Below are 24,544 nucleotides of genomic sequence, written 5' to 3' on the forward strand. Positions count from 1 at the left end.
CAGCTTTCAGCATCAACTAGGGGGATTAGCTCAGCTGGCTAGAGCATCTGCCTTGCACGCAGAGGGTCAACGGTTCGAATCCGTTATTCTCCACCATGCTTGAGATGAGAGACGTGAGATATGAGATATGAGACAAAAGCGATAAGCAGTCTCAAATCTCAAATCTAATATCTCAAATCTGCAAAGCAAAAAGTTCTTTGACATATTGGAAGAAGTTAAATTGAAGAGAAGACAACAGTAGGGATAGATCTGAGCTGTTAGATATGAGCTATAAGACAGATGCAAATCAGTCTCAATACTCAAATCTCAATACTCAAATCTCATCTCAAATAAAGACATACCATTACGAGCAAAAGGCGTAATCGGTAGAAGAAAGTAAGAAAGGGTACACGGGGGATGCCTTGGCTCTCAGAGGCGAAGAAGGACGTGATAAGCTGCGATAAGCCGCGGGGATCAGCAAATATGACTTGATCCGCGGATTTCCGAATGGGGAAACCTAATCAGTTGAAGACTGATTGCATAAATGCGCGAACGTGCTGAACTGAAACATCTAAGTAAGCATAGGAAGAGAAAACAACAGTGATTTCCAGAGTAGTGGCGAGCGAAATGGAAGAAGCCCAAACCATACATGTTACGGCATGTACGGGGTTATAGGACCACAACATGAACATTAAAGAGAACCGGAACGGGGTGGGAAACCCGGCCATAGAGCATGACAGCTGCGTACGGGTAATTGATAGTGGGATAGTGGTATCCTGAGTACCGCGAGGTCGGAGACGCCTTGTGGGAATTTGCCGGCACCATCCGGTAAGGCTAAATACTCCTGAGAGACCGATAGTGAACCAGTACCGTGAGGGAAAGGTGAAAAGAACCCCGAACAGGGGAGTGAAAAGAACCTGAAACCGTGTACTTACAAGCGGTCGGAGCCACCTTGTGTGGTGACGGCGTGCCTTTTGCATAATGAGCCTACGAGTTACTCTTCACTGGCAAGGTTAAGTGTTTAAGACACGCAGCCGAAGCGAAAGCGAGTCTGAATAGGGCGTATAGTCAGTGGAGGTAGACGCGAAACCTTGTGATCTACCCATGGACAGGTTGAAGGTGCCGTAACAGGTACTGGAGGACCGAACCGATAAACGTTGAAAAGTTTCCGGATGATCTGTGGGTAGGGGTGAAAGGCTAATCAAACTGGGAAATAGCTCGTACTCCCCGAAATGTTTTTAGGAACAGCCTGGCGGTTGAGTTATAAAGAGGTAGAGCTACTAATTGGGTGCGGGGGAGTCAAATCCTACCAAATCCAGATAAACTCCGAATGCTTTATAATATACGCTGGAGTGAGGCTATGGGTGCTAAGGTCCATGGCCGAGAGGGAAAGAACCCAGACCATCAGCTAAGGTCCCCAAATTACCATTAAGTTGAACTAACGAGGTCCGATTGCACAGACAGCTAGGATGTTGGCTTGGAAGCAGCCATTCATTTAAAGAGTGCGTAACAGCTCACTAGTCGAGCGATCGGGCATGGATAATAAACGGGCATTAAATGGTATACCGAAGCTATGGATTTGCAGTAATGCAACTGGTAGGGGAGCATTCTGCCATCGGCGAAGCGGGAGCGGCAAGCAACCGTGGAGAGGGCAGAAAAGCAAATGTAGGCATAAGTAACGATAAGGCGGGAGAGAAACCCGCCCACCGAAAGACTAAGGTTTCCTGATCAACGCTAATCGGATCAGGGTTAGTCGGGGCCTAAGGTGAAGCCGAAGGGCGTAGCCGATGGACAACTGGTTAATATTCCAGTACTTTTTATAATTGTGATGCAGTGACGGAGTAGTGAAACTGGCGCGAACTGACGGAATAGTTCGTTAAAGGCCGTAGGTATAGAGTTTGTAGTTAAGTACGCAGACTTTGCTGAAAGCCGATAGTACCGCAAACCTTCGGGGGCGTGGATAGTCCAGGTAATCAGGCTTCCAAGAAAACCTGCTAAACTTCAGGTTATAAAAACCCGTACCGTAAACCGACACAGGTAGTCGAGGAGAGAATCCTAAGGTGCTCGAGTGAATCATGGCTAAGGAACTCGGCAAAATGGCCCTGTAACTTCGGGAGAAGGGGCGCTGGCAGCAATGCTAGCCGCAGTGAAAAGGCCCAGGCGACTGTTTAACAAAAACACATGGCTTTGCAAAATCGAAAGATGACGTATAAGGCCTGACACCTGCCCGGTGCCGGAAGGTTAAGAGGGGATGTTAGTCGCAAGGCGAAGCATTGAATCGAAGCCCCGGTAAACGGCGGCCGTAACTATAACGGTCCTAAGGTAGCGAAATTCCTTGTCGGGTAAGTTCCGACCTGCACGAATGGTGTAACGATCTGGGCGCTGTCTCAGCCATGAGCTCGGTGAAATTGTGGTATCGGTGAAGACGCCGGTTACCCGCAACGGGACGGAAAGACCCCATGCACCTTCACTACAACTTAACATTGATATCGGATACAGGATGTGTAGGATAGGTGGGAGACAGTGATCTGGCTTCGCTAGGAGTCAGTTAGTCAACGTTGAAATACCACCCTTTCTGTATTTGGTGTCTAACTCGTCACAGACGAGGACATTGTTTGGCGGGTAGTTTGACTGGGGTGGTCGCCTCCAAAAAGGTAACGGAGGCTTTCAAAGGTAAGCTCAGTACGCTTGGTAACCGTACGGGGAGTGCAATAGCATAAGCTTGCTTGACAGTGAGGCAGACAAGCCGAGCTGGGTCGAAAGACGGATATAGTGATCCGGTGGTTCTGCATGGAAGGGCCATCGCTCAAAGGATAAAAGGTACGCTGGGGATAACAGGCTGATCTCCCCCAAGAGCTCATATCGACGGGGAGGTTTGGCACCTCGATGTCGGCTCGTCACATCCTGGGGCTGGAGAAGGTCCCAAGGGTTGAGCTGTTCGCTCATTAAAGTGGCACGCGAGCTGGGTTCAGAACGTCGCGAGACAGTTCGGTCCCTATCTGTTGTGGGCGTAGGAAGTTTGAGTGGGGCTGACCTTAGTACGAGAGGACCGGGTTGGACTAACCTCTGGTGAATCTGTTATGGCGCCAGCTGTATTGCAGAGTAGCTACGTTGGGAATAGATAAGCGCTGAAAGCATCTAAGTGCGAAACTAGCCACGAGATGAGACTTCCATTGAGGGTCGTAGGAGACTACTACGTTGATAGGTTACAGGTCTAAAGGTGGCGACATCAAAGCCGAGTAATACTAATAACCCGAAGCTTTCTTCGTGATGGAAAAATGGCAGAACCAAGAAGCAAGAGCCAGGAGCCAGGACATTGTCTTGATTCTTGAACCTTGACTCTTGGTTCTCAACAACACATCAACAGATAACAAACAAAAACTGTTGTACTTCTTTTCGAAATAACTTCTTCCAGTAATGTCTTAGATAGGAGACGTGAGATATGAGATGTGAGACAAAGTCTCCATAGCATAGCCACCGATCAGATCTAATAAAATATCAGATAAGGATAGCAGACAGGGCCGCGGGACAATAAGTCTCAAATCTCACATCTAATATCTCAAATCTAAAAAGCATTCAGGTGCCTATATCGGCGGTGTCCACCTCTTCCCATTCCGAACAGAGAAGTTAAGCCCGCCAGAGCCGATGGTACTGCAGTAAAATGTGGGAGAGTAGGTCGGTGCCAAATTTTATCACCTTTATGGTGTCAATCAGAAGCCTTGTAGGAAACTACAGGGCTTTCTTGTTTATTGCATCTTTTACTGGTGCAGTGATAACAGCGACTGCAGGTCGAATTCTCGAAAGTCGCGATAAGCAAATGTGTATATTTAAATTATGAATATAAAACATCAAGAAATAGAAATACCTCCCAATAATCCATTTAAAAACTGCAAGTTAGGAAGAAGAAAATATGGCGAACTTCTTACAGATATAGTAGAAACTTATTCTGATGGATTTGTAATTTCAATTGATAATCAATGGGGTTCTGGCAAAACCACGTTTGTGAAAATGTGGAAGCAACATTTAGAAAATGAAGAATTTAAGACACTATATTTTAACGCTTGGGTAAACGATTTTGATGGGAGCCCTCTAATAGCAATATTGTCGGAATTACGTACGATTGTTTCTAACAAAAAAGTAAAAACTTTTGATGATTTATTATCAAAAGGCGCAATTATAACGAAGAATGTATTACCAGGAATTGCAAAAGCAATTGCAAAAAAATACATCGATATGGATGCAGTATCTGATGCAATAGAAGAAGCTACAAAATCCGCTGCGGAAATTTTAAAAGATGATATTGATGAGTATTTAAATAAAAAAAACGGACTGATTGATTTTAAAGTCGAGCTAGCGGACTTTATCCAAAAAAACACAAATGGCAAACCCTTAATATTTATTGTAGATGAGTTGGATAGGTGTCGACCCAATTATGCGGTAGAAATACTGGAAAATATAAAGCATTTTTTTAGTGTAAAAGGAATAGTGTTTGTATTATCTATAGACAAAGCACAATTGGGGAATGCGATAAAAGGATTTTATGGTAGCGATTTGATCGATTCTAATGAATACCTGAGAAGATTTATTGATATAGAGTATCATATACCCGAACCCGATCGTGACATGTTCACGAGGTATTTATGCGATTACTATGAATTCGATGAATTTTTTAATGCCAACGAAAGAAAACACCGAGACTTGGCAGACGACAAGAATAGATTTTTAGATATTGCGAATATACTTTTCGAAAGCCATAATTCTAGTTTAAGGCAGCAAGAAAAAATCGTTTCTCATGCGAGGGTGACTCTCAATACGTTTCCAAAGACAAACTATATTTTTCCAGACGTATTCGTGGTGCTAATTTTTTTAAGAGATATGTATAAAGATTTTTACTGGGAAATAAGGAACAGAAAACTAACGCCACAACAATTCGTAGATAAACTCCAAGGAGTGCTACCACCCATATCTGATAATTTTAATATTTCTTCGCTTATTTATCTGGCAGCACGGATAATTAATTTCTATCACACTTATTATCAGGAGGTCAATTACTCTTCCAAGATCATCGATCGGGATGAAAAAACAGGAGAAAAAATATTGTTAATTACATCGTTATTCCCAGCCTCTTACGATAAGGCCTTTTTGGAGGCTCTTGATCAACCAGCTTTTCGTTCTGAGAATGGGGTTAGAATTAGTTACCTGCTGAATAAGATAGATTTGTTGGAGAATTTTTTAGATACCTAACTTTGTCGCCCGCTAGTTGACCTAAATTGGCTTCGTACGGAGCACCTATGGTACTGTCCCGTACCTACGGGATGGGAGAGTAGGTCGGTGCCGAATTTTTTAACCGCCGTGGCGGAATCGAAAGTCTGTGCGCATTGCTTACGGGCTTTTTTGTTTATGGTCAATGCCTGCCTATCGCAGGCAGGGTCAATAGTCAACTGTGGTGCGGTGTCTGAAAGTCCGGTACACTAAGGGGAAACTGGGTTGGGTTGATCAAACCACGGACTTAAGACTCAGTACTCCCTCCCAACCCCATATTGATCTCCGTTGCCAGCAATCCGCTGCCGCCGCCAAAATGCTGTATGATGGGGGTGCCTGGATGGCGTTCGGCGATAGCTTTGCGCAGGTTCGCTTCTGAATCCTCATCCACCCCGCCGCCTATCAGCACCAGGTCGAAACGCTGCCTATCGCAGGCGCTGATAGCGGCATCATCGGTCAGGCAGGCGGTGGCGTGCCATTTGGGGTTGTTGTTTATCAGCCGCTCTATAGTATTCAATATCTGTTCGTTACGGCCAATTACCAGTATCTGCGTTTTTTCCATAACACAAATATACCGGGCAACGGCAGCAATTACCGTAGCAGGAATGTAAAAATAGATGTTGTGACACTTATCGATGAGGGCCGATAAATTCGTTGATGGCTTGCAGGTAATGGCAGCCGGGCTGATTTTGGCTCTGCATCCTTCCGGCCACGCCATTGATTACCTGTTGTATCCTTTGCTCCGCTGCGATGTACGGGCAGCGTGTTTGCGGGTTATTTAGCTCGCGGTTATGTATATCGGCAATTTTTTTGAGGGTTCCCTTTATCGCGTTCAGCACCGGCGCGTTGCGGCGCATGCGGCACCATTCCATAAATTGCTCCTGGTGTTTGGCAATAATCTTCATCGCCACAGGCACTTCAGCTTCACGTTTTTTCAACGTGGCGTCTTTCAGTTTTGAGAGTTCGTCCACATTCACCAATGTAACATTTGCAAGCTCCCTTGCCGAAGCTTCTACATTATTAGGTACCGAAAGGTCGATGATCAGTTTGTCGCCGGCATTTTCCAGGTGACTTCTTAAAATAGCGGGCTCATCGGCGCTGCTTGCTACCAGTACGATATCGGCATTACGAACCTGCCGGCTCAATTCATCCAGCGGGGCATGGTTCAGTCCAAGTTCTTTTGCCAGCTGTATGGCTTTATCTTCCGACCGGTTGATGAGGGTAATGTTTCTTGTTCCTAAATAATCCACCAGGTTTTTGCAGGTATTGCGGCCTATCTTGCCCGTGCCAACCAGCACGATGTTGCAGTGTTCGTAGTTGATCACATGTTCTTTTATATACTGCACCGCAGCAAATGAAACCGAAACAGTTCCGCCGCTAAGCGCCGTATTGGTTCTGATCTCTTTTGACGATTGCAGCGCGGCATTTACCAGGCGTTCCATAAAGCAATTAATGCCACCACGTTCTTTCGAAAATTTTACCGCCTGTTTAAGCTGACCTACAATTTCATAATCGCCTAATAACTGCGAATCAAGTCCGGCGCCAACGCTAAACAAATGTTCTACCGCCTCGCGGCCTTTTTTAATGTAGGCTGTTTTTGTAAATGTGACTGCATCGCCCTGGGCGTGGCTGCAAAGCAGGCTTACAAGCTCGCTGGCATTATCGGCCATACCATATATCTCGGTGCGGTTACAGGTAGACAGGATGAACACGGACACTATACCCTGTTCGGCTGCTGCCTGCAATATGCCTTCATAGTGTTCGCTGCTGATGGAAAACATCCCGCGTGTAGCTGCATCTGTCTTTTTATAGTTGATGCCGGCAACACAGAAGTTCGAAATATCGGATGGCTTGTTTGTTTGCATGGTTAGTTTAGATACGCGGCAAATAACCTAAAGGTTATCGCCCTTATAAAATACATCGTTTTGGTTTTCCCTGATTTCACGATCTCAAATATCAGGGCTAAAAAGGTATTGCCGCGTGATTTGAAGTCGGTAAAAAAATGATATGGATCATTTTTAAAAAAGAAGCGGGCCGGGAAAACTCAACCCAAACCCGCTTCATCCACTTCACAGCATTCAAGAGTATTTTACATTTGAACCACCTGGGTCCTTAAAGTCTCAACCAATGCACCAACCGAGGCTATCAGGTTTGATGGCAGGTGATTCTTATTAGCGCCCTTTACCAGGTCATCTACAAACGCATCGAAATCGGCGCTGGTAGCTTTGCCGTTCATACGGTTATTCACCGCTGGGTCGTGCGCATCGTGCATGTTCATACCGGCGTAGGTATAACTTTTAGAACCGGTGGCAACGGCCACAAATGTTGTCAGGTTGTCGCTCAGTTCAGCGAAGCCCGACAGGTTACCAGCGGTTACTTCAGACAGCAGCACAGTAAAATGCCCGTTAATGCGGTTGTCGGCAGCAATAACAAATATGGTGCTGTCTATAACGCTCCGGATACCCAGGCGGCCCTTTTGTATCATCATGCCCGGATTGGCAGGATCGGCCACCATGGTACTTCCGCCCAACGAGTCGTATAACGTAGCCTTAACGGGCGTTGGAGTTGATTTTTTACTGCACGCCGAGAAAAATGAGATAGCCATCAGGCTGATCATAATAACGGCTAAGAATGGTACTTTTTTCATAATAATTGTTTTTAGAGTATGTGTTCGATGAATTTGTAAACTTTATAAGTGACCGATGTTTTTGCTACCGGGCAACTGCCTGCCAGGTCGGCCTCTGTCGGTACAAAGCGCTCGGCGTTCATGTGGAAGTCGGATTTGAAGTTGTTCACAATCTTGTCTCCACTTGTTTTGATGGGGAAAAATGTGAACACCACTATACGGCTGTCGGGGTTTACCAGTACATGATCTATGCCTTTTTGGTGATACATCCAGGCCGAAATTTTATTGGCATCGTCCTGGGTTATTGGCTGTTTGATGTCTATCCTGGCCATCGTCTTTGAGTAAGGCCCCAGGGCTTTCGGGCGATAAACCCAGTAAATGTGAACCGCCAGCACCACCACCAGGAACAAAAAGACAGAAACGCTGTACAGCGCTATCTTTTTAATGGTTTTTGTTTTCATAAGGTGAGTTTTTAGTTTTTGATTAAGATTGTTATTTGGTAGAGTTACGCAGGGAATAGCCATGCGGATTTCGCCGCCGCCGAACATTCCAACAACCTGGGGGAGTTAAAGCGCTTTTATAGCCGATAATGAATAAGGCCGTGCAGCCTCATCCCGAAAATAAATTCGGGCGGGAGATAGGTACACCGTTAAAACACGGTAACAATTGGGTGTTTTAACTGTTGATTGTAACAGGTGTGTTACCATATATTGTACTTGCCCCTTTATACCCCAATTTTTATGGCAGTATTACGTCAGGTTTCGTGTGTTACAAAGCGGAACTATTATTTTGATCCCCATGAGATCATCAAAAGCTTTGGAGGCGAGTATCTCGGCTTCCCCTGGGAGTTGCCCGATTATATGGTGCTGCATTACATTAAAACCGGCATGGAAAAGTATTATGTACAATACGGCGGGCGTAAAATAAAGATCGTTGTAGCGTCGCACAACGGTAAAGAATACCTTAAAGCCGAAACGGATGACTACAGCCCCGATACCTTGCTGGCCCTGCCCGATTGTGATGTGCTGAAGGTGGTAAGATAGATTTTCCGAAGGCCTTTCAAAATATATAAAACCTTATTTAGATAATGAGAAGGTATTGATTTGTGAAAGGCAGAGCTGGCGAATATTAAAGATATCAACTCTGATTACCAGCCTCTAATCACTAACCTACAACACCTTATACAATATCCAGTTATCTGTCTCGTACACTTTTTGCACGTTCAGGTTACTGTCAGATTTTTTGATGGCAGGCAGGTATTTGTTATTCAATTGCGTGTAACCGGTAAGCGGGTTACGGTCGGTAGCAATGAGTATATAATTAACATATTTTTCCGGGGCCTCGCTTGCACTCAGGTAGGTTTCCTGGTAAGGCATGGTAAAGCGCTGGATATGATCCGAAAATGCCACAACCGGGTAAGCTACAGCATCATCGATCATAACCTGCTGCTCTAACGGCAGGCTGTTAATGAACGATGCCATCTCTTTATTTTCGGCCTGGCCGTCGTCGGGCGTAGCGTGGAACAGGGTATTTACAAAGTCCCGTTCCTCAAAAATAAAGGAGTTCTTCAAAAAGAAGTAACCGGTAACCAGTTGTATCAGCACAATGACGGTCAGCAAGGTTTTCATTACGCGCTGATTCTCGTGCCGGTGCCCCCTGAATACGATACATAAAAGCGACAGCACCAGGAAGATGAGAAAATACTCGTGCGCCAGGAATATCTTATCGTATTTTATCTGCAGGAACTCCACAAAGGCAAAAGGGGCGGCAACGGTAAGTATCTGGTAAGTATTATGCCTGAACAGGTAAATGGCCACCACGATCATAGGGCAATACAGCGCAATGCTTGCCGTAACCAGCGGTGATATCTGCGACGATTGATAATGTACAAAACTCGTTGCCTGCTCAAATTGCAGCTTCTCGGTCAGCACTGTCCACGTTGCGTAGGGGCTGTCCAGGAAGTAGTCGAGGTCGTTGGCATGCGTCAGGTTCAGCATCTTAAATATAGCTATCGACGCAAGCGGCAACAGGAATATGATGATATATATTGCAAACGTTTTATTGATGAGCTTACGCCTGAGTGCCGGCGCGTTAAAGCTTTGTACCAGCCTGAAAATAGTTTCCTGTTCGCTCAGGTTAAGGCTCTGTGTGGCGATGAAGAGCACCAGCGGGATGAAAAACAGGGTGAGCCAGATAAACTTATAATCGCAAAAAACCAGCACCACCAGGCATATACTGGCAATGGAAACGTGAAAGGTGGTGTTCGATTTGTAGTACCTGAGTATATGATAAAAGAACAGGAACAGGAAAATAAGCACCAGGTATATCGACTTACCCGAACATGCGGTATATAAAAGTCCCGGGTGCAGTGTAAACAGCACCAGCAGTATCAGCATGTAAAAGTCGTCGTGACTGCGCTTGGTAAGCGTATGTGCCATGATATAGAACAGCAGGGCGGTACCCACCGCCGATGCGAATATGGGGCCCAGCAGGAAGCTTTTGAAGGAAAAAATGAACGTACCATAAAACGGAAGGATGGGGGCGGTAAGGCCCATCACCTTCAGGCGGTTGCCCAGGCCCTCGATCAGTATTTTGTTTTTTTCCGAATAGAAAAGTGCCTCGAGGTTGTGATAACCCAGGTTATGCAGGTACACACCAATAAAAATGTAGTAGCCCGCCAGCAGCAGCGAAAGAATAATGAGATATAATGTTCTCCTGTGCATTACCTTATCACGTTTGTAGCGCTGTTTACCTTACTCAGGCCATGATTGGTCTTTTCCCAGTAAAACGGTTTTACAACTAACTGATATAATCCCTTATAAGCCGCAGCCGAATGCATGAGCCAGTAAACCGGGTTGGCAATGGCAAATAAGATCAGCTCGTAAAAACGGCGTTTGAAAACGGCCATCATATTGACATAGATCATCAGGATATTACCTACCATCAGGTTAAAGATGGACACAAACAGTACCCAGTCGGGGAAAAGCTGCTTGATAGACGATATATTAAATATAACATACGCCAAAAAGACGATCAGCAATATCGGGTACACAAGAAACGTAACAGGTGTGGCGCCCACAAAAAAGTTGAACCCCAGGAACCCGCGCCAGCCGATCTTTTTGATCAGCCGCACCGGGTTGCGCATGTGCACCAGGTAGGTTTGCATATACCCTTTTATCCACCTCGACCGCTGGCGTATCCAGTTAATAGGCTCGTTATTGGCCTCCTCGTAGGTGGTGGAATTGACAATAGCAACCTTGTAGCCTTTGGCATACGCACGTACGCCCAGGTCGGCATCCTCGGTCACATTGAAAGGGTCCCAGCCGCCAAGTTCAACCAGGGCGTCTATTTTAAAATGATTGCTGGTGCCGCCCAGCGGGATAGGGATATCCAGGGTATCAAGCCCCGGCAACATATAGTCGAACCAAAACGAATATTCCAGCGTGAACATCCGCGTCAGAAAGTTCTCGTTGCGGTTAAAATAGTTCAGTGCGCTTTGTATGCAGATGTAGTGTTCCGGCAGTTTATTAAAAAGCGTTACCACCTTTTTAAGTTGGTCGGTATCCGGGATATCCTCGGCATCGTAAATGGTCAGGTATTTGCCCCTTGCAAAATGCAGCCCGTAATTACATGCCTTCGGTTTGGTTTTCGGCATGTGGAAAGGGACGATGATCACCTCGAAAATCGCCGGGAAATCCAGGTTGCGCACGGCATTCAGTGTTTTCTCGTCATCCTCTTCTATCAGCAGTTTAACGTCGAGTTTTTCGCGCGGGTAGTCTATGCTCTGCAGGTTCCAGATCAGTTTTTTTATCAGCTTGTCTTCCTTATAAACCGGTAGCAGGATCGTATACACAGGCAAGTCGTCATCGTGCAGGTGTTTCAGCTCATGCTTGGTAACGGCCTGGTACAATTCGAACCGTGAACCCACCAATGATAAAAAAAGCTTAAAGATAATAGCCACCAGGAAGAACAGGCTGATGAGCACATTCAGCGTGATCATCACCGTCTTGAAATTTAACACGGCGCCTGCTGCTATACCACCAACCAGCAGGAAGAAAAATACCAGCTGCGGCCCGGTAAAGGTGGTCAGTGCCGAACTGTTCGGGTCGCGGTTGAGCAACTCGAATACCGCCGACTTGACCTGTTTTTCGCCAAGCAGTTTATGGCTCAGCCAGGTAATGTCAAGGTCGTCGGCTATGATGATCTCCGGCTCGCGGTTGTAAGTCATCCGCACAAAGTCGATCAGTAAGCGGTCGGTCGGGTCGGCCATAACGGTCACCACCTTATTGTTCTCGATCCGGAGGGGGATAGCGAGATGAGCGTCGGCAAAATCGAGCTCTATCTCCTTTATCACATCTTCATCATATTGCTGGTCGCGTATGGCGGTAAACTCATAGCCCGCATTATTCATCGACCGGCCATAGTTTTTGCGGGAAATGTAGCCGTAACTAAGGGCAATTTTCAGGAAAGACTGTTCAGTTTTTGCTGAATAATCTTCAATGCGTATCCGATCGTTAGCTGATATAAAACCATCCTTTACCAGAAGTTCAGGGACCGAAATTGCCATTTGTAGTTGTTATAATTTATTAGTTTGCCTTACTTAAATCCTCCTTAAATAACAGGATTCCAGGCCGGCATATTTTTAAAGGCCCTTAACCATTGGAGAAGGGTTGGGATGGGGCTAATCATTGAACAGCTCCTGAGATTTCTGCACTTTCGATCGTACATACAGGAACGACATCAGTATCAGCACCAGGATACCCAGCAAAATGTACAGGTTGTAAGTTTCCCAGAAACGCGTCAAAGCGCTTTTACTATCAAAATACTCCAGGTTCTCGCTCGATTTATTGATGTTGAACAGGTATTTATTGCCATTCACATCGGATATGCACATGTTGCTCGACAAGGTCGACAATTGCTCGGTGATCGATTTGGATGCAGCCAGGAATGCATCAGACTGCTGGCTGCCGGTAGCAGTAATAACCAGCACGGCATTATTGCTGCGGCCATAAAATATCTGCGCCAGGCCATTTGAAACCGAGTCCGAAAGCCGGTACACCTCTTTGTTATTCTCATTATTGAGTATCCTGAATTTTTGATTGAACCGTATCGGCGCATCCGGCATTTTATCTATCAACGGGTCATGCTGCGACAGCAGGGCGACAATGTTGTACTTTTTCAACTCAGCAGCGCCTACCTTGTCCGAATACGTAAACTCGGGGAAGTTATTGGCATTAATGTTATTGTTCAATTCATAAATGATCTCGCCCAGGGCCGAAGCTGCATATTTAGCATATTCCTTGCTGATGACGATCAGCGTAGTGCCGCTGTTAAATGCCTCCGGGTACTGGTAGAAACTCAGGTCATTCGTAATGAATGGGTTCTTCGATTCCAGGTACGATTTGTCGACATCTATCTCCGCGAAGAAGTTGGTGAACGAGTTGATACAGTTGCCGCTGCTCGGGTATATCCTGAACTCGGCTTCCACCGTATTATACTTATGGTGCTGGTATCGGTTAATACTTACCGATGTGTTCAGCTTACCGGTGGCGTCCAGCCTTTCGCTGCTGATGAGCATGCCATTGAGGTAGATATTGAAATAACCGCGGTCACCAGGTGTCAGGCTGCTGTAGTTGGCCACAAAATGCAGTTCAACCTCTTTCGGTGTAAAGCTGAAGTCGCTGTTCTTGAAGCTGTACACGTTGGTGAGCGAACCGATACCCGACATAAAATTAGGTGCCCCGCCTATCTGGCGCAGCGAAAGCCTTGTGCGGTTCTCCTCTACCGTTTTGAAGAAATTGTTTTGGGCATTTTGTATCAGCAGGTATTCGCCGAACGACGAATTAAGGATATTCATGTTACCCAGCGCTGTTATTGTTTTTTCATAGCCGGCATCATCTCCGCCGGTCACAAATAATATTTCACCCGGTACCGTAACGGCCTCTTTAACTTTTGCCTTACCTTTTGCTACCGAATCTTCGTACGTAACCAGCGCCTTTTTCAGGAAAAGTAATCCCTGGCCCGGCTCGGGTGTAACGTTTATCAATTGCTTTTTGTCTGCCTGCAGGCTGCCCCATTTGCCCACCATAATATAGTTGCGCACGGTATCGGGCAGGGCATCTTCCTGGTAAACTTTAATATCTTTATTAAGCGTCTTTTTCAAACGCGAATAGGCCCAGGCAACGGCCTTCAGGTCGTGCAGCGAAGGGTTAACCGGGTAAACTATCGCCCGTTTCGATTCAAAACAGTTGCTGATGTTTACATTATTAAAGAAGTTGGTATTCGTTTTTACAAGCGACAGGTAGGAATAATCCTTCACCTTTACCCACATGGCGGGATTGTCCAGGTCCTTACATTTATCGTCGGATACGGTGAGCAATGTTTTTACCTGCACCTTTAAAAACTTGTCGGCCGGCAGGTCCTCCGGCGTCAGGTTTATGGTTATCTTTTGTACCGAATCTTTGCTCAGGCGTGCACTGTAAGCTGGCCTTTCGTTGATCACGACGTTTACAAATGAGTGGTCTTTGATCAGCGCCTGCGACGGCTCGATGTAAAGCACCAGTTTGCTCCCGTTCATTTCAACCAGCGGGCTGATCTTCAGGTAAAACGCACTGGCGCCTATCATGCCGTAGATAGGTTCATCGTCGTGCCCCATCGCTTTGAACGATACAATGCTTTGCGCCATTGATGCTGTACTCAACAGTAGTGCAAGAGCTAAAAGGCTTAAAAATTTATTCATTTGGTTGCAGGTATTAATTGATCACATTAAATTCTACTCTAAAATAATTGCCATGTTCGTCGCTGCGGTAAGTAAGCTCGCCGCCCATTTCCTGGGTCATCAGCTTGGCTATCGAAAGACCCAGCCCAAGCCGGCTCTCCACATGCGCCGAAGCATCATTTAAAGTTTTTAATTTGTTGAACATCATATCCAGTTCATCCTGGCCTATAGCGGTGCCTTCGTCAATTATCTCAAAAACAAAGCGCTGGCGCTGCAGGCTGGTAACCACATTAATGCTGTTATTGGTTTGTGAAAATTTGATGATGTTCGATAGTAAATTCTGGAATATCTGCCCGGTAAATACACGGTCAAGCTTCACGTTCAGGGGCAGCTTCAGAATATTGTCCACCAGGTGAATATTCTTCATCTGCGCGGTTTCAACCAGGCCGCGGTAAACGTGCATCACTTCCTGGTTAATGTCAAATACTTCCATGTTGAACTGCAGTTCGGGCGACTCGATCTCGCGCACATCCATCAGTTTGCTTAACATGTACTGTATTTTCTCGGCCGATTGGCCTATGTATCCCGTAAATTCTTTCTGATCGGCGCTTAGCCTGTCCTCTTCCTCTTTGATCATGTTGTTACTCATGATGATGGATCCCACCAAGTTCTTCAGGTCGTGGCCCGCGATATTAATAAAGCTGTTCTTTTGCTCGTCGAGCTTGCGCAGGCGCTCGTATTGCATATCGATGATATGGTTTTTCTCGCTGATGTCCCTGTTTTGCGCCTTCAGTTGCTCGTTCGATTTTTCGATAACTATCTGCTGGTGTACCTCGCGTAATATCACCTTATGCCGTGCATTGGGGATGAGGCATGAAATAACCAGGATAATGAAAAAATACTCGCCGCCGTTACTGATGAATACGTCGATGGTCGATTCGCTGAAAAGATTAAAAAACAAAGCCAGCATCAGCAGCGATAGCAAAGCCTGTATAATGGAATTGACCGGTTCCCAAAAAACCTGCATGTTAAAAAACAATACTACGGCTGCATAAAGCAGGAAGTAAATGTTCAGGTTGCCGGGATTAACGATTGTGCATAACAATGCCGATGTGACCGACATCAAAAAGAATGCGGTATGGAGTATAATGCGGTGGTTATAGTTTTTACTGTGCAGCCATTGATACAGGATATAAAGTATCAGTATGATGATAATGCGGACGATGAAAAACTGCAGGAATATATCGGGCGCGTAAATAAAATCGGGGATGCTGAATAGCCAATAAAGCAGTATGATCGTCCAGATGATATTGTTGGTTTGAAACCATGCCTTTTTTGCGATTTCCCTGGCAAATTCTTCTTTGGTAATTTGAACGAGCATTTATTGGGTTTTCTTAGTTTATAATAGGATTCAACCAGTCGTTAATTTAGCGTGAATTATAGTAAAAATAATTGAAAAACGCGTGGTTCTCAACAACGTTTATTAACATCCTGTTAAGTATACTGATGCCTGTTACCGCGCCAACAGGTGCTGAACCCGCAAAAAACGCGCCATGGGGCAGGTAATTAGAGATAAAACAGCCGCAAAAACCGGGCAACGGGGTTAATAACTCGCGGGTTGGTTTTAATTGTGGTAACGATGTAAGGTACAAGAATGCCATTGAAGCTCCTGATTTTCAATTATTAAAGCAACATTAATTTAAAAGCACAAGATTTTCCGCCGCGTTTAAAAAATGCCGGGCCGGGCATTGTTCCGCCCGAAAAAAAATCCGCGGCGCCGGCCAAACTTTAAAAATGTGAGGTGTTATACGAGACTAAGGCGGTGTTTTGTTACCATTTTGGGGATTTAAATAACCATAATTACCCGTTGACTATCAGCATGTAATGAAAATGGCGCTCAGCCGTGCCAAATAAATATTATCCGAAAACAGCCCGTGCCGGCGCTTTTGCACGGTTGTTTGCCGCATAAGCTACGATGCAAAACGGGTGACCGGTAAATTGCAAATTATCAAAACATATACCTTAGGCGTAACGTTACTTATAAAGCGTGTGGTATATAAACTAAATGGATCGTCCCGCTCAAAAGCCCCCGGTTTAATCAGCAGTTGATAAGCCGGGCGGCTGCACGAATAGTGACCCTGAATTCTCCTTTCTCCCTGGTGGTATTACCCCGTACATAAGCCTGGTTACATGAGAGATGCGCGTGTTCCCGGGCAAAATAATAAAATTCGGCACTTGACGTAATCATTATATTAAATCGTTACCTTTGCACCCTATTGTACAACATGAAATTTTTTGAAGAGAAGCGCAGAGAAGTAATGAAGCATATTGAAAAATATATGCTCGAAAAGATCAACGACTTTCTGAAGCCGGTGGATACAATCTGGCAGCCATCCGACCTGCTGCCTGATTCAACACGGGAGACCTTCTTTTCCGAGATCAAAGAATTACAGGAAAGTTCGGCCGGCTTATCCTACGACCTGATAGCTGTACTGATAGGCGATACCATTACCGAAGAGGCGCTTCCCACCTACGAATCGTGGTTAACCATGGTTGAAGGGGTATCGAAAGACGAGGAAGGCGGCTGGATGAAATGGACACGTCACTGGACAGCCGAGGAGAACCGCCATGGCGATCTGCTGAATAAATACTTATACCTGTCGGGCCGCGTAAACATGCGGATGATGGAAGTATCAACCCAGTACCTGATAGCCGACGGTTTTGACATTGGCACCGGCACCGACCCATACCGTAACTTTATTTATACATCGTTCCAGGAACTGGCTACCAATGTTTCACACCGCCGTGTTGCTTCGGCTGCAAAAAAGGATGGCGATACCCTGCTCTCAAAAATGTGCGGCGTAATAGCCGGCGACGAGGCGCGCCACGCCAAAGCCTACAAATATTTCATTAGCAAGGTTTTCGAGGTCGACCCTAACGAGGCTATGCTGGCTTTTGAGGATATGATGCGCAAAAAGATAGTGATGCCTGCGCATTTTCTGCGCGAAGTTGGTTTAAAAGTGGGTCAAACGTTCGGGCATTTTACCGATGCAGCGCAAAGGCTGGGTATCTATACCGCTATCGACTATGTTGATATACTGAAAGAGCTAATTGAAGACTGGCACATCGAAAGTGCAAAGGACCTGAATGAGACCGGCGAAAAGGCCCGCGATTATATCATGAACCTGCCTGCCCGCCTGCTTCGCGTAGCTGAGCGTATGAAAAACCCCATGCTGGAGTATAAATTCAGCTGGATAAACGGCTGATCACTTCTCTTTATTGACATTAAAACCAGGCGACTTGTAATCTTTACCGATATAGTCGTCAGGTATCTGTATGCGGTTGCCATCGCGTAGCGAAGTGAAGTGCGGCGACATGATCTCGACCCCGGCCTCGTTAAACTTATCCTGTATTTGCTGGTGAAGCGCCGAATAAATGACGGCCATCCTGGCTGGCTGATCGGTGTAGGCGTTAACCTGGTAGGTAACGTTAAAGTCGTTCAGGTCGGTTTGCAGCACAAAGGGTTTCGGCTCCTGCTGTATGCCCTCGGTGGATAGCGCGGCATTGATCATCAGCTCATGCACCGTCTTCCATGGCGCATCGTAACCTATGGTAACGCTGGTATGCAAAATAAGCCCCAGGGTTTTTGATGATGAAGTATAGTTGATGGTATGCGAGCCCAGGATGGTAGAATTGGGGATGGTAATATCCTCGTTTTTGATGGTACGGATACGGGTTACCAGCAGGTTTTTTTCAAACACATCGCCTATAACATCCCCGGCCTGGATACGATCGCCCAGCTTATAAGCACGCATGTAGGTAAGCACTATACCCGCCACCATGTTGGATATGGCCGAAGACGAACCAAAGGAAAACAGCACGCCTACAAAAACCGTAACCCCCTGGAATACCTTCGACTCGGAACCCGGCAGGTAAGGGAATACTACAACGAACATGAACGCATACAGCACCACCCTGATGATATTGTAGGTAGGCAGCGCCCATTCGGGGTAAAAGTTCCTGATGGTGAACGAACCGCTTTCTATCTCGGCCGCAATGAACTTAACCAGTTTGACAATGTAGCGCGTAACGATGTAGATAACCGTAATGGTAAGCAGGTTAGGTATAAAATGGAACAGCGACAGCGCAATATCTTTAAGCGGGTTAACCACGTAGCTCAATAGTTCAGTCGAGATAGGTTTTGATGCCGGGAAGATGAAAAACAGGATAGGAAGTGATAAATAGACCAGCAGTATCACGATGGCTATACGCACCACACGCACAATGTTGACGATGAATGGCCGCAACCGCGCTGCGTAACCCACAGGCGCACCTTTTTTTGCCAGCTTGGCCAAACGGCTGTCCCATGCCTTCAGGGTTTTTAGCTTCACCCACCTGAAGGCCCGGTTCACGGCCCATATCAATAGGATGAGCAGGCCTATCACGGCCACCGCTTCCGCTATATTAATGGCCCATTCTTTTATGCTGTTATTGGAGAAAAAGTTGCCCAGGTTTTTTTTGAGTATTTGAAGGTAGCTGGCGGCAAGCTGCGGACGGTTGAGTTCGGAAAAGGAAGCATCTTTATCGCTCAGCGCAAGCATCACCTGCGATCCGTAATAGATAACGGATAACGAAGTATCGTTTTTTAGCTTCAGCGAATCGGGGTTGAAATCAATACGGTTGGTGATGGCGGCCAGCCTGTTATTCACAATGTCGGCGCGCTCCTTTACTGTAAACATACCCTGCCCGGTATAGAACCTGAATAGGGTATCCCGGTTGATAATGACAGGTTCGCCGTGTGGTTGGTTGGGCTTTTGGGCTTCGGCAGGCAGGACAGCAAGCAGCAGTATTTGGAAAGCGATAACACAAAATCTTATCATAAACCCGATTTTATGTTAAAGTTAATAAAACAACCGGCAATTTATCCCTCCTGTAACAGATCCGTGCCGTACTTCCCGGCAATGTCAAAAAATAGTTCGTTCAGTATCGACTCGACGGTTAGTGAGTTCACATCGTCGGTGTAATGTTCCGATCGGGTTATGTTTAGCTCCGTGCCTTTTACGTTTATCGTAAACAGGCTGCCCTCGTACAAATCAGGTTGCGATATTTCAATTACATCGCCCGAACCTTCTATCGTAAAATGTATTTCCTCGCCACGTTGTTGCCAGAATAACCGGTCAAGGTTGCGGCGGATGTGCTCCCGCAGTTCAGCAGGATCGATCCTTTTATGCAGGGTGATGATATTCATAATAAATAAAGTACAAGCGGGATGCCGTTTTGTTTACGAAGCTTGTTTTAACGCGCACCAAAATATACCCGTATATTTAGCTATGAAACTTAAAAAAGAGATCGGGAACGTGATATTAATTTTATTGGGAATATTATCCGTTGGTATGGGCCTGAAAGGCTTTTTGCTGTCAAGCAATTTTATTGATGGCGGTGTCACCGGTGTATCCATGCTATTAGCTGAAACCACAGGCATACCTTTGTCAATCCTCATTTTCGTTATCAACGTGCCTTTCCTCTTCCTCGGTTACCGGCGGCTGGGCACGGCATTTGCCGTGAAAGGCGCTCTGGCAATAATGGGGCTGTCGCTTTGCCTCGCATTCATCAGTTTTCCCGACGTAACCCATGATAAATTGCTGACTGCCGTTTTTGGCGGATTTTTTATTGGCGTGGGTATTGGTTTGGCTATACGCAGCGGCGCTGTGCTCGATGGAACCGATATAGCCGCGTTGTTGGTGAGCAAAAAAATGCAGATGCTGAAAGTAAGCGACGTGATACTGCTTTTAAACGTGGTTATTTTTACGGCGGCCCTTTTCTTTCTCGGTGTCGAGTCGGCGCTCTATTCTATTCTCACCTATTTTGCGGCGTCTAAAATGATCGACTTTATTATAAACGGTATTGAACAATATATCGGCATTACGGTAATATCGGTGAAAGGCGACGATATACGAAAGTTAATAACCGGCATGGGTCGCGGTGTTACGGTGTACGAGGGTAAAAGCGGCTATGGAAAGGATGGTCACATCAACGACCCGCGCGACATTATATTTACCGTAGCCACCGCCTCGAGATACCCGCCATCAAAACAAAAATACTCGAGCTTGACCCTGCCGCATTTATTGTTCAGCAAAGTATTGACGATACGACAGGGGGGCTTTTGAAAAAGAAAAGTCATCATTGATCTTTAAAATAACAACCCTCTTTAACACTTAAGGCGGAGAGGGCAGCCAGCGAAGCAACGTCGCGCAAGTCAACTATCCCTCCACGCATCAAACCAAATCAATTATCTTTGTTAACAATTACCCACTAATACCAACTTCTTATGAAATACAAACTCCTTGGCCGTTCGGGCCTCAAAGTTTCTGAACTATGCCTCGGCACCATGGGCTTCGGCACCGAAAACGGCTGGGGCACCGATAAAGCTGCCAGTTTTGAGATCATGGACGCTTATGCTAACGCAGGCGGAAATTTCCTCGACACAGCGAACCTTTACAAAAACGGCACCAGCGAAAAGATCATCGGCGATTACCTAAGCAACCAGGACAGGGATTACTTTGTGGTGGCTACCAAATATTCGCTGAAAGATAACCTGACCAACCCCAATGCATCGGGCAATAACCGTAAAAACATGATGCGCAGCGTAGAGGAAAGCCTGAAGCGACTGAAAACGGATTTCATCGACTTGTTTTACCTGCATATATGGGATGATATTACACCCATAGACGAGGTGCTGCGCGGAATGGACGACCTGGTAAGGCAGGGCAAGGTGAACTACGTGGGTATAAGCGACACGCCTGCCTGGGTTGTGGCGCAAGGCAATACTTTGGCCGACCTGATGGGCTGGAGCCCGATGATCGCACTGCAAATAGAATACAGCCTGATACAACGCACACCCGAACGCGAATTGATACCCATGGCCAAACATTTTGGCATGACGGTGACCCCCTGGGCGCCCCTGGGCGGTGGTGCGTTAACCGGCAAATACCTGCGCGGCGAGCAGGGCAGGATAAAACCCGAGAGTAAACGGTTGAACGATAACGCCGTTGCCATAACCAAAGCGGTGATAGCAATAGCTGACGAACTGGGCGTTTCACCCGGCAACGTCGCCCTTAAATGGACCACGCAGCAGGGCTTTCAAAGTATTCCTATCGTTGGCGCCACCAAACTGAGTCAACTGGAAGATAACCTGAAAACCGTTGATGTTACTTTAACTGCCGAACACCTCAAAAAACTGAATGAAGCCAGCGCTATCGATCTCGGCTTCCCCGGCGAATTCTTCCGCGAGGACGCGGTAAAGGTGAATACTTTCGGTGGCTTTTATGATAAGGTGGAGAAGAGAGGGTAATGACTTGTGATCAGTTATTAGTGACTGGAGGATAGGGGAGGATTGTAGGCAACCCGTTTCATTGCCTTTGGCTTAGCCAACGGACCAAAATCAGCTATAATTGGCTTTAGCCAAAACCAATTTGTATGTTTATGCCTCTCAATAAAACACACATGTCACGATTAAAACTTACCATCACCCTAATGGCAATCTTTTCCCTTGCCATTACAACCGCCAGGGCCCAAATGGCGCCAGCAGCTATCGACAGCCTGGTTGAAAGAACGCTCAAAACATTTAATGTCCCCGGCATAGCGGTAGCAATAGTTAAGGACGATAAGATCGTGTTTGAGAAGGGCTACGGCACCCGTTCGCTGGCAAGGGGCGGCAAGGTGGACGAGAATACGCTGTTCGGCATAGCCTCTAACAGCAAAGCTTTTACAGCAGCGGCTATCGGTATTTTGAGTGACGAAGGCAAATTAAAGCTGGACGACAAGGTGACTGATTATATCCCCGAATTCAAATTATACGACCCCTGGGTAACGTCAGAATTCACCATCCGCGACCTGCTGACACACCGCAGCGGGCTTGGTTTGGGGGCCGGCGACCTGATGGATTTTCCCGACTCGACGAATTTTACGCTGAAGGATGTTATCCATAACCTGCGCTATTTTAAGCCTGTTTCGAGTTTCCGCAGCAAGTTCGACTATGATAACCAGCTTTACATTGTGGCGGGCGAGGTGATCGCACGTGTGTCGGGCATGAGCTGGGAGGATTTTATCGAAACACGTATCATGAAACCGCTGGGTATGACCGCCAGCCGGGCCGCTTACCAGCGTATCAGCGGCAACACCAATTTGGTGGATGCCCATGCCCCGGTAGAAGGAACGGTTAAAACCATTTCGCGCTACGTAACCACCCACGCCGATGCTGCCGGAGGTATTTACTCGAGCGTCGCCGAACTGAGCAAGTGGGTGATCATGCAGATGAATAATGGCAAATACGACGATGGCAAACAGCTTTTCAGCGAAAAGATCCACTGGGAAATGTGGTCGCCGCAAACTATACTGCCGGTGCCTGCCTACGGGTATTACAGCACCCATTTTGCGGCTTATGGCCTGGGCTGGTTTTTGAATGATACCAAAGGCTATAAAGAAGTGAGCCACACCGGCGGTATCGACGGCATGGTAACCAAGGTAGACCTGATACCGGAACTGAAACTGGGGATTATTGTGCTGACCAACCAGCAGTCGGGCGCGGCATTCAGCGCAATTGCCAACCAGATCAAGGACAGCTATTTGGGCCTTAAGGGCCGGGATTGGATAAAAGTGTATGCCGACCAGGTAAAGGGTCGTGAAGGCGATGCCGATAAAGTAACCGCCGCAGCCTGGAAACAGGTGGAAGCACGCAAAAAGGATGGCCCAAAAGTCGACTTTGCACCTTACACGGGGACATACCGCGATAACTGGCTGGGCGACGTGGTGCTAAGCCAAAAAGACGGCAGGCTTTGGTTCACATCCAAACGTTCGCCCAAGCTAACCGGCGAAGTGCTGCCCTATAAAGCCAATACCTTCGTTATCAAATGGAACATCCGCAGTATGGACGCCGATGCATTTGTTACCTTCTCGCTGGATGAGGACGGCAAACCAACCGGGTTCAAAATGAAACCCATATCACCGGCAACTGATTTCAGCTATGATTTCCAGGACCTGGATTTTAGTAAGGTTAATTAGTGATTAGAGATCGGTGATTAGTTGGAAATGCGGATAGTTATCGGGCCAGTGTAGGTTCGGAAAATAAAAAGTCATGCCGAACCTGTTTAAACAAGTTCGGCATGACATCAGAAATGGGATTAAAATTATCAATCAAACCGTCTCAAATACGCCGGCTTCACTAACTCCCCATACCAAATACCCGGTGTCTTATCCATACTAAACCAATAAGACCCCGGCGCGTTTTGCAGCACCTGTATATTTTGTGCGGGCATAAAGCTTTGCGCCAGCAGGAACTGCTTTTCATGCTTGTCGTTCTCGGCCACGTCCATCACAATAAAGCAATGCCCCGGCCTGCCCCCGTGAATGAACACATCGCCGGCTTTTAGTTTGGCGGGATTGGTAACCGGCTTTAATTCTTTTTCAAGTGATGGTGTTCCGGCGTAGGAGAACACCAGTTCCATATACTTCATAAAAGTTTCGTAGCTGTAGTCTTTTTGGGCTAAATGTACCCAATGATCGTCCTTGTAGCGATAACCATTGGCGTAATGCGTATAGTCGCATACAAAACCGCTCACAAAATGAAAGCTGATCTCGCTGTAGCGTTTCTTGCTATACAGGTATTCGCCGCGCAGGCGCATCACGGCGTCGGCGCATTGCTGCAGGTCGTGTTTGCCCACGCTTATGTCCAGTACGGCTGCAGTATTGTCATCCGTAACGGCAACGTTGCCGTTATAGGTAAGGCAATGTGCGCCCCGCGGTTTCAGCGGCAGGCTTTGCAGGTATGCCGCAAAACTTCCGGGCTTTACCTCTGCCCGGTGAAAGCCCGGCACCGTTTTAAAACGCGTGACCACGTTATCAGGTGGCAGAAAGGATGCAAACAGAATTATAATTACGATGGCTGCGAAGGTTCTCATGGT

At 46.6% G+C, this 24,544-nt stretch carries 18 protein-coding genes, 1 tRNA gene and 2 rRNA genes; 9 read left to right on the forward strand and 12 right to left on the reverse strand.

All coding sequences use genetic code 11. From position 1 onward, the window contains the following. Nucleotides 1-19: 19 nt before the first annotated feature. From FRZ54_RS09235 to FRZ54_RS09250, 4 genes are all read left to right on the forward strand, one after another. A tRNA-Ala gene (locus FRZ54_RS09235) sits at nt 20-96 on the forward strand. A gap of 272 nt (nt 97-368) precedes the next feature. Beyond that, nucleotides 369-3,248: ribosomal RNA gene (locus tag FRZ54_RS09240) — 23S ribosomal RNA — on the forward strand. A gap of 307 nt (nt 3,249-3,555) precedes the next feature. Next, nucleotides 3,556-3,667: ribosomal RNA gene (gene rrf, locus FRZ54_RS09245) — 5S ribosomal RNA — on the forward strand. Between the two features lie 146 nt (nt 3,668-3,813). Then, a complete protein-coding gene (locus FRZ54_RS09250; RefSeq protein WP_147031338.1) occupies nt 3,814-5,223 on the forward strand; it encodes a KAP family P-loop NTPase fold protein in 1,410 nt (469 codons plus the stop codon). A 265-nt stretch (nt 5,224-5,488) separates the two neighbouring features. On the opposite strand, the gene FRZ54_RS09255 is transcribed toward FRZ54_RS09250, so the two are convergent. From FRZ54_RS09255 to FRZ54_RS09270, 4 genes are all read right to left on the reverse strand, one after another. Continuing rightward, nucleotides 5,489-5,803 (reverse strand): hypothetical protein, encoded by a 315-nt coding sequence (locus tag FRZ54_RS09255; protein ID WP_147031339.1) that lies wholly within the window; start codon nt 5,801-5,803, stop codon nt 5,489-5,491. Between the two features lie 67 nt (nt 5,804-5,870). Further along, entirely contained in the window at nt 5,871-7,106 is a 1,236-nt protein-coding gene (gene hemA / locus FRZ54_RS09260) for a glutamyl-tRNA reductase (RefSeq protein WP_147031340.1), read from the reverse strand. Nucleotides 7,107-7,330: 224 nt separating this feature from the next. Further along, nucleotides 7,331-7,888: a globin family protein gene (locus FRZ54_RS09265; protein ID WP_147031341.1), complete on the reverse strand. Its 558-nt coding sequence runs from the start codon at nt 7,886-7,888 to the stop codon at nt 7,331-7,333. Nucleotides 7,889-7,899: 11 nt separating this feature from the next. Further along, nucleotides 7,900-8,328, reverse strand: coding sequence for a hypothetical protein (locus FRZ54_RS09270; RefSeq protein ID WP_147031342.1), 429 nt, complete (start codon nt 8,326-8,328; stop codon nt 7,900-7,902). A 279-nt stretch (nt 8,329-8,607) separates the two neighbouring features. On the opposite strand from FRZ54_RS09270, the gene FRZ54_RS09275 reads away from it, so the two are divergent. After that, complete coding sequence (locus FRZ54_RS09275) at nt 8,608-8,910, forward strand: DUF3892 domain-containing protein (protein ID WP_147031343.1); 303 nt, start codon at nt 8,608-8,610, stop codon at nt 8,908-8,910. Between the two features lie 126 nt (nt 8,911-9,036). Here the strand turns inward: FRZ54_RS09275 and FRZ54_RS09280 are convergent, their stop codons facing one another. From FRZ54_RS09280 to FRZ54_RS09300, 5 genes are all read right to left on the reverse strand, one after another. After that, a complete protein-coding gene (locus FRZ54_RS09280; RefSeq protein WP_147031344.1) occupies nt 9,037-10,590 on the reverse strand; it encodes a hypothetical protein in 1,554 nt (517 codons plus the stop codon). Continuing rightward, nucleotides 10,590-12,434 carry a glycosyltransferase family 2 protein gene (locus FRZ54_RS09285; RefSeq protein WP_147031345.1) on the reverse strand — a complete coding sequence of 615 codons (1,845 nt, stop codon included), beginning with the start codon at nt 12,432-12,434 and terminating at the stop codon, nt 10,590-10,592. The genes FRZ54_RS09280 and FRZ54_RS09285 overlap by 1 nt, the downstream gene beginning before the upstream one ends. A 114-nt stretch (nt 12,435-12,548) precedes the next feature. After that, on the reverse strand, nt 12,549-14,606 hold the full coding sequence (locus FRZ54_RS09290) for a cellulose biosynthesis cyclic di-GMP-binding regulatory protein BcsB (RefSeq protein ID WP_147031346.1): 2,058 nt from the start codon (nt 14,604-14,606) through the stop codon (nt 12,549-12,551). A 13-nt stretch (nt 14,607-14,619) separates the two neighbouring features. Beyond that, complete coding sequence (locus FRZ54_RS09295) at nt 14,620-15,966, reverse strand: sensor histidine kinase (RefSeq protein ID WP_147031347.1); 1,347 nt, start codon at nt 15,964-15,966, stop codon at nt 14,620-14,622. Nucleotides 15,967-16,012: 46 nt separating this feature from the next. Beyond that, nucleotides 16,013-16,246: a hypothetical protein gene (locus tag FRZ54_RS09300; RefSeq protein WP_147031348.1), complete on the reverse strand. Its 234-nt coding sequence runs from the start codon at nt 16,244-16,246 to the stop codon at nt 16,013-16,015. Between the two features lie 624 nt (nt 16,247-16,870). On the opposite strand from FRZ54_RS09300, the gene FRZ54_RS09305 reads away from it, so the two are divergent. Further along, on the forward strand, nt 16,871-17,851 hold the full coding sequence (locus FRZ54_RS09305) for an acyl-ACP desaturase (protein WP_147031349.1): 981 nt from the start codon (nt 16,871-16,873) through the stop codon (nt 17,849-17,851). On the opposite strand, the gene FRZ54_RS09310 is transcribed toward FRZ54_RS09305, so the two are convergent. Both FRZ54_RS09310 and FRZ54_RS09315 read right to left on the reverse strand, forming a co-directional pair. Beyond that, on the reverse strand, nt 17,852-19,465 hold the full coding sequence (locus tag FRZ54_RS09310) for a mechanosensitive ion channel family protein (protein ID WP_147031350.1): 1,614 nt from the start codon (nt 19,463-19,465) through the stop codon (nt 17,852-17,854). It lies immediately after the preceding gene. A 41-nt stretch (nt 19,466-19,506) separates the two neighbouring features. After that, entirely contained in the window at nt 19,507-19,833 is a 327-nt protein-coding gene (locus tag FRZ54_RS09315; protein WP_147031351.1) for a hypothetical protein, read from the reverse strand. Nucleotides 19,834-19,915: 82 nt separating this feature from the next. Here FRZ54_RS09315 and FRZ54_RS24975 point away from each other — a divergent pair, with 82 nt between their 5' ends. The 3 genes from FRZ54_RS24975 (at nt 19,916) to FRZ54_RS09330 (ending at nt 23,645) form a co-directional block, all read left to right on the forward strand. Next, complete coding sequence (locus FRZ54_RS24975) at nt 19,916-20,752, forward strand: YitT family protein (RefSeq protein ID WP_377026793.1); 837 nt, start codon at nt 19,916-19,918, stop codon at nt 20,750-20,752. 161 nt (nt 20,753-20,913) lie between these two features. Next, nucleotides 20,914-21,936: an aldo/keto reductase gene (locus FRZ54_RS09325; protein WP_147031352.1), complete on the forward strand. Its 1,023-nt coding sequence runs from the start codon at nt 20,914-20,916 to the stop codon at nt 21,934-21,936. A gap of 152 nt (nt 21,937-22,088) precedes the next feature. Beyond that, complete coding sequence (locus FRZ54_RS09330) at nt 22,089-23,645, forward strand: serine hydrolase (protein WP_147031353.1); 1,557 nt, start codon at nt 22,089-22,091, stop codon at nt 23,643-23,645. Between the two features lie 128 nt (nt 23,646-23,773). On the opposite strand, the gene FRZ54_RS09335 is transcribed toward FRZ54_RS09330, so the two are convergent. Beyond that, a complete protein-coding gene (locus FRZ54_RS09335) occupies nt 23,774-24,541 on the reverse strand; it encodes a DUF4846 domain-containing protein (protein ID WP_147031354.1) in 768 nt (255 codons plus the stop codon). Between the last annotated feature and the right edge of the window lie 3 nt (nt 24,542-24,544).

It is taken from the genome of Mucilaginibacter ginsenosidivorans (assembly GCF_007971025.1).
Taxonomy (GTDB): Bacteria; Bacteroidota; Bacteroidia; order Sphingobacteriales; family Sphingobacteriaceae; genus Mucilaginibacter; species Mucilaginibacter ginsenosidivorans.

What these genes read in the sequence shown, in the direction of transcription:
- FRZ54_RS09250 (WP_147031338.1), top strand. Translation starts at nt 3,814, where the DNA reads ATGAATATAAAACATCAAGAAATAGAAATACCTCCCAATAATCCATTT.
- FRZ54_RS09255 (WP_147031339.1), bottom strand. Translation starts at nt 5,803, where the DNA reads ATGGAAAAAACGCAGATACTGGTAATTGGCCGTAACGAACAGATATTG.
- hemA (WP_147031340.1), bottom strand. Translation starts at nt 7,106, where the DNA reads ATGCAAACAAACAAGCCATCCGATATTTCGAACTTCTGTGTTGCCGGC.
- FRZ54_RS09265 (WP_147031341.1), bottom strand. Translation starts at nt 7,888, where the DNA reads ATGAAAAAAGTACCATTCTTAGCCGTTATTATGATCAGCCTGATGGCT.
- FRZ54_RS09270 (WP_147031342.1), bottom strand. Translation starts at nt 8,328, where the DNA reads ATGAAAACAAAAACCATTAAAAAGATAGCGCTGTACAGCGTTTCTGTC.
- FRZ54_RS09275 (WP_147031343.1), top strand. Translation starts at nt 8,608, where the DNA reads ATGGCAGTATTACGTCAGGTTTCGTGTGTTACAAAGCGGAACTATTAT.
- FRZ54_RS09280 (WP_147031344.1), bottom strand. Translation starts at nt 10,590, where the DNA reads ATGCACAGGAGAACATTATATCTCATTATTCTTTCGCTGCTGCTGGCG.
- FRZ54_RS09285 (WP_147031345.1), bottom strand. Translation starts at nt 12,434, where the DNA reads ATGGCAATTTCGGTCCCTGAACTTCTGGTAAAGGATGGTTTTATATCA.
- FRZ54_RS09290 (WP_147031346.1), bottom strand. Translation starts at nt 14,606, where the DNA reads ATGAATAAATTTTTAAGCCTTTTAGCTCTTGCACTACTGTTGAGTACA.
- FRZ54_RS09295 (WP_147031347.1), bottom strand. Translation starts at nt 15,966, where the DNA reads ATGCTCGTTCAAATTACCAAAGAAGAATTTGCCAGGGAAATCGCAAAA.
- FRZ54_RS09300 (WP_147031348.1), bottom strand. Translation starts at nt 16,246, where the DNA reads ATGGCATTCTTGTACCTTACATCGTTACCACAATTAAAACCAACCCGC.
- FRZ54_RS09305 (WP_147031349.1), top strand. Translation starts at nt 16,871, where the DNA reads ATGAAATTTTTTGAAGAGAAGCGCAGAGAAGTAATGAAGCATATTGAA.
- FRZ54_RS09310 (WP_147031350.1), bottom strand. Translation starts at nt 19,465, where the DNA reads ATGATAAGATTTTGTGTTATCGCTTTCCAAATACTGCTGCTTGCTGTC.
- FRZ54_RS09315 (WP_147031351.1), bottom strand. Translation starts at nt 19,833, where the DNA reads ATGAATATCATCACCCTGCATAAAAGGATCGATCCTGCTGAACTGCGG.
- FRZ54_RS24975 (WP_377026793.1), top strand. Translation starts at nt 19,916, where the DNA reads ATGAAACTTAAAAAAGAGATCGGGAACGTGATATTAATTTTATTGGGA.
- FRZ54_RS09325 (WP_147031352.1), top strand. Translation starts at nt 20,914, where the DNA reads ATGAAATACAAACTCCTTGGCCGTTCGGGCCTCAAAGTTTCTGAACTA.
- FRZ54_RS09330 (WP_147031353.1), top strand. Translation starts at nt 22,089, where the DNA reads ATGTCACGATTAAAACTTACCATCACCCTAATGGCAATCTTTTCCCTT.
- FRZ54_RS09335 (WP_147031354.1), bottom strand. Translation starts at nt 24,541, where the DNA reads ATGAGAACCTTCGCAGCCATCGTAATTATAATTCTGTTTGCATCCTTT.